16 protein-coding genes are annotated in these 14,187 nt (G+C 62.0%); 10 read left to right on the top strand and 6 right to left on the bottom strand.

The window, feature by feature from the left end:
• Positions 1-246 precede the first annotated feature (246 nt).
• The 4 genes from ABD791_RS00825 to ABD791_RS00810 are packed head-to-tail and all read left to right on the top strand — an operon-like array spanning position 247 to position 2,234.
• Positions 247-852: a helix-turn-helix domain-containing protein gene (locus ABD791_RS00825; RefSeq protein WP_345061336.1), complete on the top strand. Its 606-nt coding sequence runs from the start codon at positions 247-249 to the stop codon at positions 850-852.
• The gene (locus ABD791_RS00820) at positions 845-988 is read left to right on the top strand and encodes a hypothetical protein (protein WP_345061334.1); all 144 of its coding nucleotides are present in this window, start codon (positions 845-847) and stop codon (positions 986-988) included. The genes ABD791_RS00825 and ABD791_RS00820 overlap by 8 nt, the downstream gene beginning before the upstream one ends.
• Positions 985-1,335: a hypothetical protein gene (locus ABD791_RS00815; RefSeq protein WP_345061332.1), complete on the top strand. Its 351-nt coding sequence runs from the start codon at positions 985-987 to the stop codon at positions 1,333-1,335. The genes ABD791_RS00820 and ABD791_RS00815 overlap by 4 nt, the downstream gene beginning before the upstream one ends.
• Complete coding sequence (locus ABD791_RS00810; protein ID WP_345061330.1) at positions 1,332-2,234, top strand: dihydrodipicolinate synthase family protein; 903 nt, start codon at positions 1,332-1,334, stop codon at positions 2,232-2,234. Before ABD791_RS00815 ends, ABD791_RS00810 begins: the two co-directional genes overlap by 4 nt.
• Positions 2,235-2,509: 275 nt before the next feature.
• Here the strand turns inward: ABD791_RS00810 and ABD791_RS00805 are convergent, their stop codons facing one another.
• Both ABD791_RS00805 and ABD791_RS00800 read right to left on the bottom strand, forming a co-directional pair.
• A complete protein-coding gene (locus tag ABD791_RS00805; protein ID WP_345061328.1) occupies positions 2,510-3,211 on the bottom strand; it encodes a cache domain-containing protein in 702 nt (233 codons plus the stop codon).
• Complete coding sequence (locus tag ABD791_RS00800) at positions 3,208-3,969, bottom strand: FadR/GntR family transcriptional regulator (protein ID WP_345061326.1); 762 nt, start codon at positions 3,967-3,969, stop codon at positions 3,208-3,210. The genes ABD791_RS00805 and ABD791_RS00800 overlap by 4 nt, the downstream gene beginning before the upstream one ends.
• A 322-nt stretch (positions 3,970-4,291) precedes the next feature.
• Here ABD791_RS00800 and ABD791_RS00795 point away from each other — a divergent pair, with 322 nt between their 5' ends.
• From ABD791_RS00795 to ABD791_RS00775, 5 genes are all read left to right on the top strand, one after another.
• Positions 4,292-5,827 (top strand): APC family permease, encoded by a 1,536-nt coding sequence (locus tag ABD791_RS00795; protein ID WP_345061324.1) that lies wholly within the window; start codon positions 4,292-4,294, stop codon positions 5,825-5,827.
• Between the two features lie 7 nt (positions 5,828-5,834).
• The gene (locus ABD791_RS00790; protein WP_345061322.1) at positions 5,835-6,440 is read left to right on the top strand and encodes a dimethylamine monooxygenase subunit DmmA family protein; all 606 of its coding nucleotides are present in this window, start codon (positions 5,835-5,837) and stop codon (positions 6,438-6,440) included.
• Positions 6,437-7,408 carry a PDR/VanB family oxidoreductase gene (locus ABD791_RS00785; RefSeq protein ID WP_345061320.1) on the top strand — a complete coding sequence of 324 codons (972 nt, stop codon included), beginning with the start codon at positions 6,437-6,439 and terminating at the stop codon, positions 7,406-7,408. The genes ABD791_RS00790 and ABD791_RS00785 overlap by 4 nt, the downstream gene beginning before the upstream one ends.
• Before the next feature lie 13 nt (positions 7,409-7,421).
• Complete coding sequence (locus ABD791_RS00780) at positions 7,422-8,519, top strand: heme-dependent oxidative N-demethylase family protein (RefSeq protein WP_345061318.1); 1,098 nt, start codon at positions 7,422-7,424, stop codon at positions 8,517-8,519.
• A gap of 661 nt (positions 8,520-9,180) precedes the next feature.
• Positions 9,181-11,082 carry an ABC transporter ATP-binding protein gene (locus ABD791_RS00775; protein ID WP_345061316.1) on the top strand — a complete coding sequence of 634 codons (1,902 nt, stop codon included), beginning with the start codon at positions 9,181-9,183 and terminating at the stop codon, positions 11,080-11,082.
• A gap of 514 nt (positions 11,083-11,596) precedes the next feature.
• Here the strand turns inward: ABD791_RS00775 and ABD791_RS00770 are convergent.
• On the bottom strand, positions 11,597-11,878 hold the full coding sequence (locus ABD791_RS00770; protein ID WP_345061314.1) for a hypothetical protein: 282 nt from the start codon (positions 11,876-11,878) through the stop codon (positions 11,597-11,599).
• Between the two features lie 36 nt (positions 11,879-11,914).
• On the opposite strand from ABD791_RS00770, the gene ABD791_RS00765 reads away from it, so the two are divergent.
• Positions 11,915-12,208, top strand: a complete 294-nt coding sequence (locus ABD791_RS00765; protein ID WP_345061312.1) for a hypothetical protein — start codon at positions 11,915-11,917, stop codon at positions 12,206-12,208.
• 2 nt (positions 12,209-12,210) lie between these two features.
• Here the strand turns inward: ABD791_RS00765 and ABD791_RS00760 are convergent, their stop codons facing one another.
• From ABD791_RS00760 to ABD791_RS00750, 3 genes are read right to left on the bottom strand one after another with little or no spacing between them, the layout of a single operon-like run.
• A complete protein-coding gene (locus ABD791_RS00760) occupies positions 12,211-12,633 on the bottom strand; it encodes an acyl-CoA thioesterase (RefSeq protein ID WP_345061310.1) in 423 nt (140 codons plus the stop codon).
• Complete coding sequence (locus ABD791_RS00755; protein ID WP_345061308.1) at positions 12,633-13,415, bottom strand: SDR family oxidoreductase; 783 nt, start codon at positions 13,413-13,415, stop codon at positions 12,633-12,635. Before ABD791_RS00755 ends, ABD791_RS00760 begins: the two co-directional genes overlap by 1 nt.
• Positions 13,416-13,437: 22 nt before the next feature.
• Positions 13,438-14,172, bottom strand: a complete 735-nt coding sequence (locus ABD791_RS00750; RefSeq protein ID WP_345064410.1) for an enoyl-CoA hydratase/isomerase family protein — start codon at positions 14,170-14,172, stop codon at positions 13,438-13,440.
• Positions 14,173-14,187 lie beyond the last annotated feature (15 nt).

Raw genomic sequence — 14,187 nt, 5'->3', positions numbered from 1 at the left:
GGCGTCCAGGCGTCGTGAGCGGAACGGGTTTTTGACTCCCGCTCACGACGCCGAGGATCAAGCCCGCAACGGTCCGCGACCCCTCGCGCTCGACCGATTCCGGCCGGCTACGGATGATTGTGATGGGCACTCGGTGGGCTCGGGCCCGCCGATTCGAAGGCCCGCGGTGTCCGCCCGGCCACCATCTGAGAGTGGCAGTTCGCCTACCTCTTGGCGCTGCACTTCATAGTGCAATATCATGCACTTATGACTGTGGATGCAGAATCGCTGTCTGCTGTGATCGGATCGCGGGTGCGACACGAGCGGACCAAACACGGGTGGACGCTGGATCAGCTCGCCGAGGTTGCGCGCGTGAGTCGCCGGATGGTCGTCAACGTCGAGCAAGGGGCAATGAACCCGAGCATTGGCACACTCCTGCGCTTGAGTGATGCTCTCGGTGTCGGGCTCCCGGCGCTGGTGGAACCGCCGCACCGGGAGCGAGCCAGGCTCACCCGGGCCGGCGACGGAGCCGCGCTTTGGAAGGGCAGTGCTGGCGGGCAGGGCGTGCTTGTTGCGGGTACCGAGCCACCTGACGTGGTCGAACTCTGGGACTGGAGGCTCGCCCCGGGTGAAGAGCATGAGAGCGAGGCCCACTCCCAGGGAACGAGGGAACTACTGCAGGTGCACGAAGGAGCCCTCGTCGTCACGGTGGCGGATGACGCATTCACGCTGGCCCCTGGGGATGCCCTTGCGTTCATGGGTGACGAGGAGCATTCCTATTCCAATCCTGGCGATGTTCTCACCCGTTTCTCCTTGACCGTCTACGAGCCCGGCGTTGGGTCCGGGCATCGAGTGGAGACCAGACATGCCTAAGCAAATCTCGCCCATCGGAGCCGCCGCACAACGCGGCGGCTCCCGTACGACCAACCAAGCCGCAGACACAGCCACGGCTACGGCCACGGCCACGGCCACGGCCACGGCCACGGCCACGATGAAGGAGACCATGTGACCGTCATCCCGAAGTACAGTTCGACGTTCATCTTCGAGACCCGGAACCTCACGGACGAGTTCCACCGCATCGACAGCGAGATCGCGAAGCGAGCACGCGAGATTCCGGGGTTCCTCGGCGAGGAGGCCTGGCACAACGAGGACACCGGCCTGCACGCCGAGGTGTACTACTGGAGCGAAATGGATGCGCTCCGCCAGCTTGTCGGCATGGACACCCACCGGCTCGCGAAGTCGCGTTATGGAGAATGGCTCGGCGAATACCGAGTCGTGATCTCCGAGGTGCAGTCCGTCTACGGCAATCCGGCCCTCGGCCTCGAGCACACCCCTGAATCCGAGGAACAGGCATGAGTATCTTCACTGGTCTCAGCGCCTTCCCGCTCACCCCGCTCCACGATGACGTCGTGGACGAGCGGGCCTTCATTCGTGGGATCGAGCGCCTCACACTGGCCGGGGTGGATTCGATCACCGCGCTCGGCTCCACCGGTTCCTACGCCTATCTCTCCCCAGACGAACGTGCCCGCGTCGCACGCCTCGCTGTCGACCACGCCGACAAGACCCCAGTGATCGTCGGCGTTGGGGCGCTGCGTACTTCGCAGGTGCTCACGAACGTCCAAAACGCCGAGGATGTCGGAGCGGCGGGGATCCTGCTCGCGCCGATTACCTACCAGTCCCTCACCGCAGATGACGTGTTCGAGCTGTTCCGCACCGTCACCGAGCACACAAAGCTACCGGTGATCGTCTACGACAACCCCGGAACGACGCACTTCGCCTTCACCACGGAGCTCTACGGCCGGATCGCCGAGCTGCCCGGTATCGCGTCGATCAAGATCCCCGGCGTACCCACCGATCCCGACGCCGCGCGAGCCCGCATCCGGGAGATCCGCGCCGCGACCCCCGATCACATCACGGTCGGGGTCTCCGGTGACGCGTTTGCGGCTGCCGGACTGAACGCGGGGTGCGATGCCTGGTACTCGGTCATCGGCGGCACTCTGCCCGAGCCTGCCCTGCGGATCACGCGCGCCGCCCAAGAGGGGCGGGGCGCCGACGCGGTCGCGGAGTCGGAGCGCCTCGCCCCGCTGTGGGGTCTCTTTGCCGAGTTCGGTGGCAGCCTCCGCGTGGTCGCCGCGATCGCGGAACACCTCGGCCTGGCACCGGCCAGCTGTCTGCCGCTCCCGCTCCAGGGTCTGAACGCGGAGCAGCGCTCCCGCGTTGCCGAGGTGGTTCGTGACCTCGACCTCGACGAGTAACGAGGACGGAACTTCGCCGTCGGGAGACGGTCCGGGTGTGGGCGCTGGCCAGGTACGTGTTCGCGGCGACGCTTGCGCACTCTACGACCTTCTACGCCACACATCTCATTGCGGCAAGCTGAGCGGTCGGCTATTGCCGAGCGTGTCTTCTACGGCCCGAAGCCGCACTTCGAGCATTTCGAGATCGCGACTCATGCCAGAACGGCCGAGCCGCTAAGGGCCGAAAGCTTCGGGGGGAATGTGTTCGTTTCGCTGCCGAGCAGGGTCAGCGGCGTCTAACGGCTGCAGAGCAGTGAGAGTCCCAGATGCGGCACCTCGATCGGAAGTAGCTGCTTGTCGGCTGCGATAGAGCGTATTCTCTGGCCGACCAGGTATGCACCGGAGTTTCCCACGACGACGCGACCGCTTTCGTTCAGCAGTGCGGCGTCTCCTGGGATAGTCCGGAGGGCAGGTATGAAAATCTCTTCAAGTTTTCTGATTCTGATGTCGCAGCCGGCTACTCCCACGAACTTTCCATCAAGCTGGATAGGCGCACAAAAGGTGACGATATATTCATCGACTCCCAGGTAATCGACGTACGGGCCCCACGACGTCTGCTCTCCTGTGCGGCTAGCCGTAGCGAAGAAAGGCATGTTCTGGTAGTCGTAGAATCGTTCACCCCCTGGCGTCAGGTCAAATTCCAGCTTTTCAACGCTGTGCTTACGTTTGATCCACCACTCGAGACCGCCATCCTTGCCTTTGATGACTTCTGCAGAGAAGATGACTCCCGCCCCCACAGCGAAACTATGCGTTTCCAGGAATTCCTTCGCTAACCTCTCCAGGTTTGCAAGGTCGCTGGGAGTAATACTGGGGAGGCTTGGGCGATCTGACCACAGCAATGCCGTCTGTGTCGCAAATTTGTGGACATCGAGGCCGAGCGCGTTCATCCATGCAGCAATTTCGGTTGCGGCCTTTCGTGCATGGGTTGTGGATGTCATGGTCGCTCCTGCGGGTACGTCGGGTATTCGAGGGACAATTTTGCATCCACCAGATGGTGAATATCGTGCTGGATATGCTCCAGCACTAACCGTTGGGCTTCCTCGGGTGAGTCGCTTGCTATGGCGCGCGCCAAGGCGAGATGCTCGGCCGTCACTCGTTCTGGATCTCGGGTCAGCGACACGGGCGCCCACAGAGCCTGAACCGTTTCCGCCTGCAGTCTTATTTCTGCATTCGTAAGCCTTGGGGATTGGGCCAAAACCGCCAGCTCGATATGAAATCTGCTGTCAGCCCGGGCACGCAGTTCGGGTTTGTCTGCCATGACGAGCGCCCGGGCAAGCTCCCGGAGCCTCTCGACTTCATGTGCCTCGGCGCGTTCGCAAGCCAGTCGCACGGCGGCAGCAGCGATAGCGGCATGCTCATCCCCAACGTCTCGAATCTCGGCGATAGATGTGTCCTGAAACCATTTCTTCATCGCATCATCCGAGGTGAAGGGCTGCTTGACGATGAACGTTCCCCCGTTGCGCCCCCGCCGAGTAGCGACGATCCCTTGATCACGGAGGTTCGCCAGCGCTTCCCGGAGAGTAGACGGTGCAACGCCAAACATTTCCGAAAGGGCCAACTCAGGTGGAAGTCGCTCGCCAACCTTGAGCAGGCCGAGGGCGATGGCTTTGGAAATCCGATTGACGATCGCTTCAGAGCGCTCGGTCTCAGGCAACGACCGATAGACCTGAGCTTGCAATGCGGTGGTAGATACCAAAAGCGACTCCGTGCGATGTGGGGACCAGAGCTGAGTCTATCCCGGCGCTTCAAGCCCACCCCCTGGCATGTCTATGCGCCACGGGCCGCACCACGAAGGCGTTCCTTCTAGACGTGCCTGTGTGTCGAGAGTAGCGGGAAGTAGGGCACAGAATCTACTGAAATCGAATGTTATTGCCACATTCAATTGGCACTATGCCTTAGATCCGGTTGATTTTGGCAATCTTGCTTGGCATATTGCGCTTTTAAACCTTTGAAAGTATATTTTTTCAACGTGGCCCCGCTTACACACAGAAAGGGGGCCGAGCGGAAGGACCTTTTCTATGCGTGAACAGTTCACGGAGCCTGAGATTGACGTCGACGAAGATGCTCAGCATCTCGCTAGCCTTGGCTACTCCTACGAGAGCAAGTTCAAGCGGGAGATGACGTTCTGGGGAAACGTATCGTTGGGCTTCACCTATCTGTCGCCAGTTGTGGGCATTTACTCCCTGTTTGCGCTGTCCCTCGGTCTTGCCGGGCCCCCTATGTTTTGGTCACTCATCATTGTCGGTGTCGGTCAGCTCCTCGTCGCGGTGGTTTTTGGTGAGGTTGTCGCGGCCTACCCGGTGGCTGGCGGGGTCTACCCATGGTCACGCAGACTGTGGGGTCGCAAATGGGGTTGGATGAATGGCTGGGTTTACCTCGTAGCGCTCCTGGCCACCATCGCCAGTGTCGCGTATGGGGCAGGGCCCTTTCTGAGCACCCTGATCGGGATGGAGAACAGCGTTGACTCCATCATCCTGGCGGGCGTCGCGGTCATTGCCATAGCGACGGTTCTCAACCTGGGCGGAACCAAGGTGCTGAACACCGTGGCCATGATCGGTCTCCTGGCAGAACTCGGCGGCGCACTGGCGGTGGGTGGGTGGCTGCTGGTTACCGCCCGGCACCACGATCTCGGCGTTCTGTTTCAGTCATTCGGTGCCGGGGAAGGCAGTAACTATTTTGTAGCTTTCGCCGCGGCGGGGTTGATTGGAATCTTCCAGTACTACGGATTCGAAGCCTGCGGCGACGTGGCTGAGGAAGTTCCAAACCCGGGCCGCACTATCCCTAAAGCCATGAGGATGACCATCTACATTGGTGGTTTCGCAGCCATGTTCGTCTGCCTGTCCCTCATCCTTGCCGTTCCCGATTTCGCTGCCGTGATATCTGGCACCGATACAGACCCTGTCGGGAACGTCCTCCTCTCGGCCTTTGGCCCCATCGGCTTCAAGGTAGTTCTCGCCGTCGTCATGATCTCCTTCCTTTCATGCGTGGTGAGCCTTCAGGCGGCCACCTCCCGCCTCGCGTACTCAATGGCCAGGGACGGTATCCTTCCGGCCAGCAAACTCCTGAGTACTTTCAGCGAATCGCGCCACGTGCCTCCATATGCGCTCCTCCTTGCGGGGTTGGTTCCAGCCCTTATCGTCATCGGGTCGAAAGTCTCCGGCGACGCCCTGACATTGATCATTTCCTTTGCTGCCATGGGTATGTACATGGGCTTCCAGATGGTGGTTCTTGCCTCGCTTCGAGCGCGCATCCTCGGTTGGAAGCCGAATGGAGCCTTCCAGCTTGGCGCCTGGGGCATCCCAGTTAACATCGCTGCCTTGGTCTGGGGAGTACTTGGAATGGTCAACATGGCGTGGCCCCGCACCCCGGAGGCGGGCTGGTTCGTCAACTACATCGTCCTGATTTCAGCCGTCGCCGTCGTCGCGATCGGCCTGATCTACATGGCCTGGAAGAAGCCGCACCTCAGGGGTGACGCGCCGGCAGCCGACGCCGTTCCAACTGCCCGTATCCCCCGCGCTGACGACCGTATCCTGGCGTCCAAGGCTGAGCGGTAACAGACTCATGTTAATTACCGGCATCAAGAGCCGTCCCGTTTACGACGAGCTCACGCCGATGGCGAGCGGTCTCAGCCACGTCGCTGCGGCACAAGGCAGCGGCGGAAGGCCGCTGACACGCCTCCTCGGAGGGATGACCTCACAACAGCTGACCGTGACCACCGTTCTGTACTCAACCGAGTCATTCACGGGCCAGAACTATGTGGCTGACATCGAAAAATTCAACGTACGCGAACTTCTGGTTTTTCCGACCAATGCCGATGCGGTGAGCGGACTCGACGCATTCCTTGCGAAGGCACGGATGGGGACCCGGCTGTACCTCTCTGGTTCGGAGGGGTTTATTGGCACATCAATGCAAGTTGCCACCTCTTATGGCGTGAACCGAGACGAAGTGTTGCGCGAGCATGCGGGTTCCTTCGTTAGACGCGTGTGGTGCGCGCACTGCAGCCACTACTCCGAGAATGTGACCCGGCGGATATTCCAATGCCCCGGCTGCGAACGCAATCTGATTGTTCGCGATCACTACTCCGGAAGGCTCGCAGCGTTCCAAGGGGTGAAAGCGGATGGCGAAGTACCTGGTGAACTGCCAGACAATGAGGAGTTGGATACATGAGTGAGGCGCAACACGGAGCCCTGCAGCTGACAGTCGACCGCGTCGAATCGGTCACGCCGGAGATTAATCGATATACATTCTCGGCCGCTGACGGATCGTGGCTTCCCCCCTTTTCAGGAGGAAGCCACGTCAGAGTCCTGATTCCGTTCGATGGCGAGACGCGCCGCAACGCCTATTCGCTCATGAGTTCGCCCTACGATACGAGCCAGTATCAAATCGCTGTCCGTCGCGTCGATGATGGAAAGCGTGGCTCAATCACGATGCATGAGGATGTCCACGAGGGCGATGTCCTCTTCGTCACGACCCCGGCGAACCTCTTTCCAGTCTCAAAACACGCTCGGCACCACCTCTTCATCGCCGGTGGCGTCGGGGTCACCCCCATTTTCGCGCAGTTGCACGAACTGAGCGTCAAAGGAGGCTCGTTCGAACTCCACTTGGCTGTTCGGGGATCCGAGCATGCTGCCCTCGGCCATGAACTCAAGGAACTTTACGGGGAGAGAGTCACGCTTTACGGCGACGTCGACGGGACCCGATTGAACTCGTCAGAGATCCTGGCCGGACGGCCGCTCGGCACACATACCTACGTTTGCGGACCAACACGAATGGTGGATGACGTTATCGGGGCGGCTCAGGCCCTGGGATGGACCGACTCGCACATTCACTACGAAAGGTTTGACGACCTCGGGTCAACCGGCAACCCGTTCTCTGCCACCCTGGCTCGGTCCGGAGCGGTGATCGAGGTATCTCCTGACCAATCACTGCTGGAGGCGGCCGAAGAAGCAGGCTACAAGCTGCCCTACCTCTGTCGGGGAGGCGCATGCGGTGAATGCGAGATCGAGGTTTTGGAGCTCGACGGCACCATCGACCATCGGGACGACTGGCTATCGGAATCGGAACGAGTCGCGAACAAGCTCATCATGCCCTGCGTCTCGCGGGCCACCTGTACGAAACTCGTCATCAATGCTTAAGGAACACTTTCCCATGACAGCGATACCTCAGTCTGCCGAGTTCAAATCGGATGAGACATTCACACCGGAAGGTGAGTACCAATTTCAGAACTCCCGGGCGACAGTTCGCCGTCTCCCGTTCCCGTTCCCAGACGACGAGTACAAGTACTCGATGAATCTCGAACCACACGTCCCGGCTGGCGGCGGTGCTCTTCGGGCCGCATTTGATATCGATGAGCACTATGTGTCCGAATGTGCCCACCGCGCTCAGATGCTCAAAGATATGCCGGGCGTCCACTACCTCGCGTTGCCGCACATGTTGGAAGCGCAATGGGATCTACTGGAACTCATCTTCGAGTCATACGCCAGAGATTTCCCCGAGCATTTCATCCTCACAAAGAGCGGGAACGAGTGGCGGTGGCAGAACCTGCTCCTCGGGATCGATGATTCGTTCACATTCGGCGACCCGGCAACCTTGCCGATGGATCCGATGGAGTATGCGACGCGACAAGCGCAGGGCGAATTCGTAGTTCTCGAGGATAGAGATAACACGTTGGTTATCGGAGCTGGGATGACTACCCAGCGAGCCGACTACTCACTACAGTTCAACCTCGGCATGAACTTCGCCGAGTTCCACGGTCCGGTGCCCAAGCTGCACGAGATGGGAATTCTGGATAGAGCCCTCAAATTCTTGCTCCGAATGAAGCCGGGCCACCCCGTCCGTCGGGTCAACTGGTCCCTCACCGTCCACCCGCGTCTCGAGACCTCAGTAGAGACTCTCCCGGACTGGGCACCGGATCGGACGAAAGTGACCCCTGAAAACGCGGGAGAAATGGTGCACCTGCGCATCGAGCTGCAGCCTCTGCATCGTCTGCCCCGGTCGAATGCCATCGTGTTCCCGGTCCGTACTTATCTCGTCAGCCTGGCTGAGCTGGTGCAGCACGCTCCAGACTGGGCAAAACGAGTACATCGAGCTCTCGCCTCTATCGATCACGAGCTTGTCGATTACAAGGGCTTCGACCGCTATCACGATGCTGCGGTCGAATGGCTCTCCCGTTACGACGACGGTGCACCATTAGCGACAGGCTACCCCTGGAACCCAGATGGGATCCAACCCAGCGCTGATATGTAGGGGTTTCTGTCACGAGGCGTGCAGAAGCGGCGGCCGCGGACACCCTTCGTTCGGGGGCGGTCGTGGGGGCGGATGGGTTTCCTCTCCCACGGCCAAACTTCGAGATGCTGGATCGACAGTACTGCTGACGAGCATGAAGTCCTGCCGGAAAGCTACTCGGCAGGTGACGCCGAGCCCATGACGGGTCAAAGAGCTCCTGAAAATAAAAATCGCTCCTGATTCTCATCAGGAGCGATTTCTTTGGGGCAGTTCTGCGACGAGTTTCGAGAACGGCCCTTTGGTCGGGCTGACAGGATTTGAACCTGCGACCGCTGAAGGCTCTAGCCTTAACCCGGTTTTCACCGGATGTCTTGGAAAACTCGCGGATTCCCTTGTTTTTACAGGGAACCGGGCGGTTCACTGACTCCGATTGTACTCGGTCAATTCGGGTCGGCTGAAATTGATTCTGATGAGTAGATGATGACCATTTGAACCGCTTTGGGGCGGCTGCATGTTGTTGTCGAAACATCGCTTGAGCATGAACCGAGCAGTTGGACCATTACTTCTGAAACGAAGCCAGCGCTCGTCGCCCTCAGCCAAACCTTCGCCGCCGCTGGGGAGAACCCTGAGCTCGGGCAAGTCGCCATCTAAGCTGGGTCTTCTGCCCATGGAAGGAACCTCAATGAGCATGGAAGGCGCGGCCTGGAGCTCGCTGTACAAGATCTCTACCGCCAGGGACGGCAAGCACGGCTTCTCCCGTGAGTCCGTTCGGCGGATCCTGACGTTCGCGGTGCCCTACCGGACGAAGCTGCTGATCTTCATCGCCCTCTCCACCGTGGGAGCTTTCCTCGCGGTCGCGACGCCGGTACTCGCCGGCCAGGTGGTCGACGTCATCGTTGCCCAGGGCGAGGTCACCACAATCGTTTGGCTCGCCGTCGTCATCGCCCTCGTGGCCGTAGCCGACGCCGCCGTATCACTCGTGACGCGCTGGTACTCGGCGCGGATCGGCGAGGGCGTGATCCTGGACCTCCGCACCGCCGTCTTCAACCACGTGCAGAAGATGCCGATCGCGTTCTTCACCCGCACGCGGACGGGCGCCCTCGTCAGCCGCCTCAACAACGATGTGATCGGCGCTCAGCAGGCCTTCAGCGGCACGCTGTCCGGCGTGGTCACGAACCTCGTGGCGCTGATCCTCACCCTGATCGTCATGCTCAGCACGTCCTGGCTCGTGACGGTGCTCGCCGTGATCATGCTCCCCATCTTCCTGGTACCCGCGCGCCGCATGGGCAGCCGCCTCGCCGCGCTGCGCCGCGAGGCCGCCGATCACAATTCCGCCATGAGCACGCAGATGACCGAGCGCTTCTCGGCGCCCGGCGCCACCCTCGTCAAGCTGTTCGGCCGACCCGACGAGGAGGCCGAGGAGTTCCGCGTCCGCGCCGCCCGCGTCCGCGACATCGGGGTCCGGACCGCGATGCTGCAGTTCGTCTTCTTCACCGCACTGATGCTCGTCTCCGCTCTCGCCCTCGCGCTCGTGTATGGGCTCGGCGGCTTCCTCGCACTCGCCGGCCAGCTGAACACCGGTGACGTGGTCACCCTGGCACTCCTCCTCACCCGCCTCTACGCGCCGCTCACCAGCCTCGCAAACGCACGGGTCGAGATCATGAGCGCGGTGGTCAGCTTCGAGCGCGTCTTCGAGGTGCTGGACCTCGACCCGCTCATCAAGGAGAAGCCCGACGCCGACGCCGTCCCCGAAGGCCAGGTGGCCGTCGAGTTCGACAACGTCCGCTTCGCCTACCCGTCCGCGGACAAAGTGTCCCTCGCCTCTCTCGAGGAAGTTTCCACGCTAGACACCCGCGGCGGCGAAGAGGTGCTGCACGGCGTGTCCTTCAGGATCGAGCCGGGGCAGACCGTTGCCCTCGTTGGTACGTCCGGTGCCGGCAAGTCCACAATTGCGCAGCTCCTCTCGCGCCTGTATGACGTCGACAGCGGCGCCGTGCGCCTCGCGGGGATGGATGTCCGCGATGTCACCTTCGTCTCCATGCGGCACACCCTGGGCATGGTGACGCAGGACGGCCACCTGTTCCACGAGACCATCCTCTCCAATCTGCGCCTCGCGAGGCCAGAGGCGTCCGACGACGAGGTGTGGGACGCCGTCCGCCGTGCGCGGCTCGAGCCGCTCATCCGGTCCCTGCCGGACCAGCTGGACACCATGGTGGGAGAGCGTGGCTACCGGCTGTCCGGGGGTGAGCGCCAGCGGATGACCATCGCGAGGCTCCTGCTCGCCCAGCCGCGCGTCGTCATCCTCGACGAGGCGACGGCGGCGCTGGACTCGACGTCTGAGGCCGCCGTGCAGGCGGCGCTCAGCGAGGCGCTCAAGGGACGCACGGCGATGGTGATCGCACACCGCCTCTCCACCATCCGGAGCGCGGATCTGATCCTCGTGGTTGAGGACGGCTCGATCGTGGAGCGCGGTACGCACGAGGAACTGTTGGCTGTGGGTGGGCGGTACGAAGAATTGCACCGGACCCAGTTCGCCGTGGAGAAGAATGTTGCGGCAGATGAGGAAGCGCTGATCCGGACCTAGTCGCTGAGCTCGGTGCCATCGGTCCTATCCGAGTAGCGGCGAGGTCTTCCGACATAAGCATGTCGCGGTCGATGACCGCCCGTAGCATCGCTGCCGGCTCCAGCAGGTAGGCCTCAGATGGATCGTAGATCGACTCGCCGAGGCTGAGCGCGACGCCCTTTCTAGCTGTTCGGCGATGTCTCGAGCATCGCGTAGCGGCCGCGCGATCGTTTTTGGTGACAACGAATCTGTCGCCGGCGTCGTCCCTGATGACCGGAGCCGACCCCAATAGTGGAGTGACGCAACGAAGTTGCATTTGCCGCAGTAATACGCCATCGCGCAGGCCGAGAAGAGCCATCGATGAGACGCCTCGTAACTAACGCAGATGAGACGCCTCGTAACCTAACGCAGATGAGACGTCTCACCGCCGTGACCTGCGCTTCCTCAGAATCGACGGGCCACAACCAACTTGCCGCTGGAGACCTGCGCGACATCGTGCCTCTGATGGCAGACTGGCTTTATGGCATCCTCGGCACTAACGGCGAACGGCGCGCGGCGGGAGTCGCGCGCGCGCCGTCGCGCCGACGACGAACGGCGCACGGAACTGCTCAACCAGCTCGAGGATGTTTTCCTTGCTGAGGGTTTCAGTAGCATCACAATCGATGAGCTCTGCCGCAGGCTCCGCTGCTCCAAGTCCACTTTGTACTCCGTCGCAGATTCTCGCGAGCAGATTATCCAGGCCGTCACACGTCACTTTTTCGCGCGCGCCACTGCGGCGATTGAGGCCGAACTTGCGGAAGAGTCCGACCCAGCCCAACAAATCATCAAATACCTCTCCGGCGTGGGGCGAGCCATGAGCCGCAACTCCATGAATTTCTACCAAGACATGGTGAGCTACCAGCCCACGGCGGAGATCTACCGGCTGAACTCCGACGCAGCCGCGCGCCGGGTGCGTGGTCTCATTGAATCGGGCGCGAAACAGGGCAGGTTTCGCGAGGCGGATGCAGCCCTTGCGGCTCAGGCAATCGCCCTTCTCATTGACGGGGTTCAATCCGGTGGGCTGCTGGAATCAACCGGCCTCTCTGCAGGCGAGGCCTTCACCGAGCTCGGCGAGCTGCTCATCAATGGGCTCGCGGTGCGCCCCTGACGTCAGCGATCGTTGACCGTCCCGAGGGCAGCGCGAAGTTCCGGTGATAGCCTCGTCGGCGCGCCGGACTGCGCGTCAATGAGCACGATCACCGTTTCCGCCTCGACATGCACCCCCTCCACCGCAGGGGCAAAGACTGAGTAGTGGATGGTGAAGCTTGCCCCGCGCACCCGGCTCACCGTCATCCGCACCTCCACCGGCTCCGAGCTGTAGTCCAGCGGCCTGCGGTAGCGCGCGCTGACCTCTGCGACGAGGGACCATGTGGACTCCTCCGGTCGCAGCGGCGGGAGCGGAATCGCCTCGTTGTCCCAGAATCCCCGCGATCGCGCCTCTTCGAGGATGCGCAGCACCGCAACATTGTTGATATGCCCGTAGGCGTCGAGGTCGCCCCAGCGCAGGGCGACCTCGACAGCGAGTGCGGCCATCAGCGGATCGAGGAACCGATCGAGATTCCGCCATCGATGTCCAGCACGACGCCGGTGACGTAGCCAGCAGCCTCGGAGGCCAAAAAGGCGGCACCCTCGGCAATGTCGGACGGATCCCCGGTGTGCCGCATGGGCACCTTCCTGGTGAGGACGTCGCGGGCCGCGTCGTTCATCGATGCCAACATGGGCGTCTCGATCAGTCCCGGTGCAATGGCATTTACCGTCACCCCGTCGCGCGCACCTTCCAGGGCGAGGGCCCGAGTCAGACCGACGATGCCCGCCTTGGCTGCAACATAGTTGGCCTGGCCGAAGTTGCCGCGCCACGACATCGAAGAGAACGAGATGATGCGCCCGTACTTTCGTTCCCGCATCCCGGGAAACGCCGCTCGCGCACAGTTGAATGCCCCGGTGAGACTCACGTCGATCACCGACCGCCAGTCGTCGTCGCTGATGTTCTCGACTCGGTTGTCGCGGATGATTCCGGCGTTGTTCACCAGCACGTCAACTGCTCCGAACTGCCGCTCGGTCGCGGTGATCCACTCGGAGACTTGAGCGGAATCTGTCACGTCGACCACGGTGTGAGCGACGGGCACGTTGTGCGCTTCCCGCAGCGCGGCAGCGCTGGCGGCGAGTGTGTCCGGGTTGACGTCGATCATTGCCAGGGACGCCCCCTCGGCGGCGAAGCGGTGGGCCATGGCGAAACCGAGACCTTGTGCCGAACCGGTAATGGCGACGGTGCGTCCTGAGAAGCGTGAGGGAAAGGGCGCTTTGCGGGAGTTCATGCGTGGATTGTCCTGTTTCTGTCTATGAGCTGAGGGCGCGGCGGTCGAGGAAGCCGCGGAGTGCGCCCGCGACGTTTTCGCTGGCCCAGTTGTCGCCGAAGAATTCGAGCTCCCGGGCCAGCCCGGCGCCGGTGTCCACGGACGCAACGGCGACGAGCAGCTGCTTCATGCGTCGTTGAGTAGGGAGGTTCTGCCGGGCAAGATGGCGCGCGACGCGGTCGGCTTCCTCATGGAGATACTCGGCGGGCACGACCGTGTGGAGCCACCCGGTGTCCTTCAGCTGCTCCGCCGGCACGGTGTCGCCCGTCAAATGAAGCCAACGAGCGGTGCCTTTGCCCACCGCACGCTCCAACCGCACGCTGGAACCTGCCCCGGGCAGCAGGGCATTATTCAGATGGCCGTCACCAATCAGCGTGCCTTCGGCAGCGATCACCACGTCGCACACAAGAGCGAGCTCCAAGCCGCCGGCAATCGCGTGCCCATGCAGTGCCGCCACCCACACCTTCGAGCTGGCTTCGATCATGGTGAAACAGCGGCTCAACTCGGCGAGAAAGGGAACAACGCCGCCCTCCTCGTGCAGACGAAGAAAGTGTCGGAAGTCTCCCCCGGCACAGAACGACGGCCCGTCCCCCGCGACGACGACCACCGAAGTTCTATCGTCAGCTTCGATGTCCTCAACCTGCCGAGCGAGCGCCTCGGCGATTTCACCATTCAGCGCATTGCGCTGGGCCGGGCGGCTGAGATGAAGCCAACGCACTGGCCCGCGTTGCTC

Origin of the sequence: Glaciibacter kafniensis (assembly GCF_039538945.1) — a bacterium.
Classification (GTDB): Bacteria; Actinomycetota; Actinomycetes; order Actinomycetales; family Microbacteriaceae; genus Cryobacterium; species Cryobacterium kafniensis.
The sequence above is the reverse complement of the archived record's forward strand: the minus strand, read 5'-3'. Positions and strand labels throughout refer to the sequence as shown.

Excerpts from the sequence above, each read along its gene's own strand:
- ABD791_RS00825 (WP_345061336.1), top strand. The coding sequence starts at position 247 with ATGACTGTGGATGCAGAATCGCTGTCTGCTGTGATCGGATCGCGGGTG.
- ABD791_RS00820 (WP_345061334.1), top strand. The coding sequence starts at position 845 with ATGCCTAAGCAAATCTCGCCCATCGGAGCCGCCGCACAACGCGGCGGC.
- ABD791_RS00810 (WP_345061330.1), top strand. The coding sequence starts at position 1,332 with ATGAGTATCTTCACTGGTCTCAGCGCCTTCCCGCTCACCCCGCTCCAC.
- ABD791_RS00805 (WP_345061328.1), bottom strand. The coding sequence starts at position 3,211 with ATGACATCCACAACCCATGCACGAAAGGCCGCAACCGAAATTGCTGCA.
- ABD791_RS00795 (WP_345061324.1), top strand. The coding sequence starts at position 4,292 with ATGCGTGAACAGTTCACGGAGCCTGAGATTGACGTCGACGAAGATGCT.
- ABD791_RS00790 (WP_345061322.1), top strand. The coding sequence starts at position 5,835 with ATGTTAATTACCGGCATCAAGAGCCGTCCCGTTTACGACGAGCTCACG.
- ABD791_RS00785 (WP_345061320.1), top strand. The coding sequence starts at position 6,437 with ATGAGTGAGGCGCAACACGGAGCCCTGCAGCTGACAGTCGACCGCGTC.
- ABD791_RS00780 (WP_345061318.1), top strand. The coding sequence starts at position 7,422 with ATGACAGCGATACCTCAGTCTGCCGAGTTCAAATCGGATGAGACATTC.
- ABD791_RS00775 (WP_345061316.1), top strand. The coding sequence starts at position 9,181 with ATGAGCATGGAAGGCGCGGCCTGGAGCTCGCTGTACAAGATCTCTACC.
- ABD791_RS00765 (WP_345061312.1), top strand. The coding sequence starts at position 11,915 with ATGAGCCGCAACTCCATGAATTTCTACCAAGACATGGTGAGCTACCAG.
- ABD791_RS00760 (WP_345061310.1), bottom strand. The coding sequence starts at position 12,633 with ATGGCCGCACTCGCTGTCGAGGTCGCCCTGCGCTGGGGCGACCTCGAC.
- ABD791_RS00755 (WP_345061308.1), bottom strand. The coding sequence starts at position 13,415 with ATGAACTCCCGCAAAGCGCCCTTTCCCTCACGCTTCTCAGGACGCACC.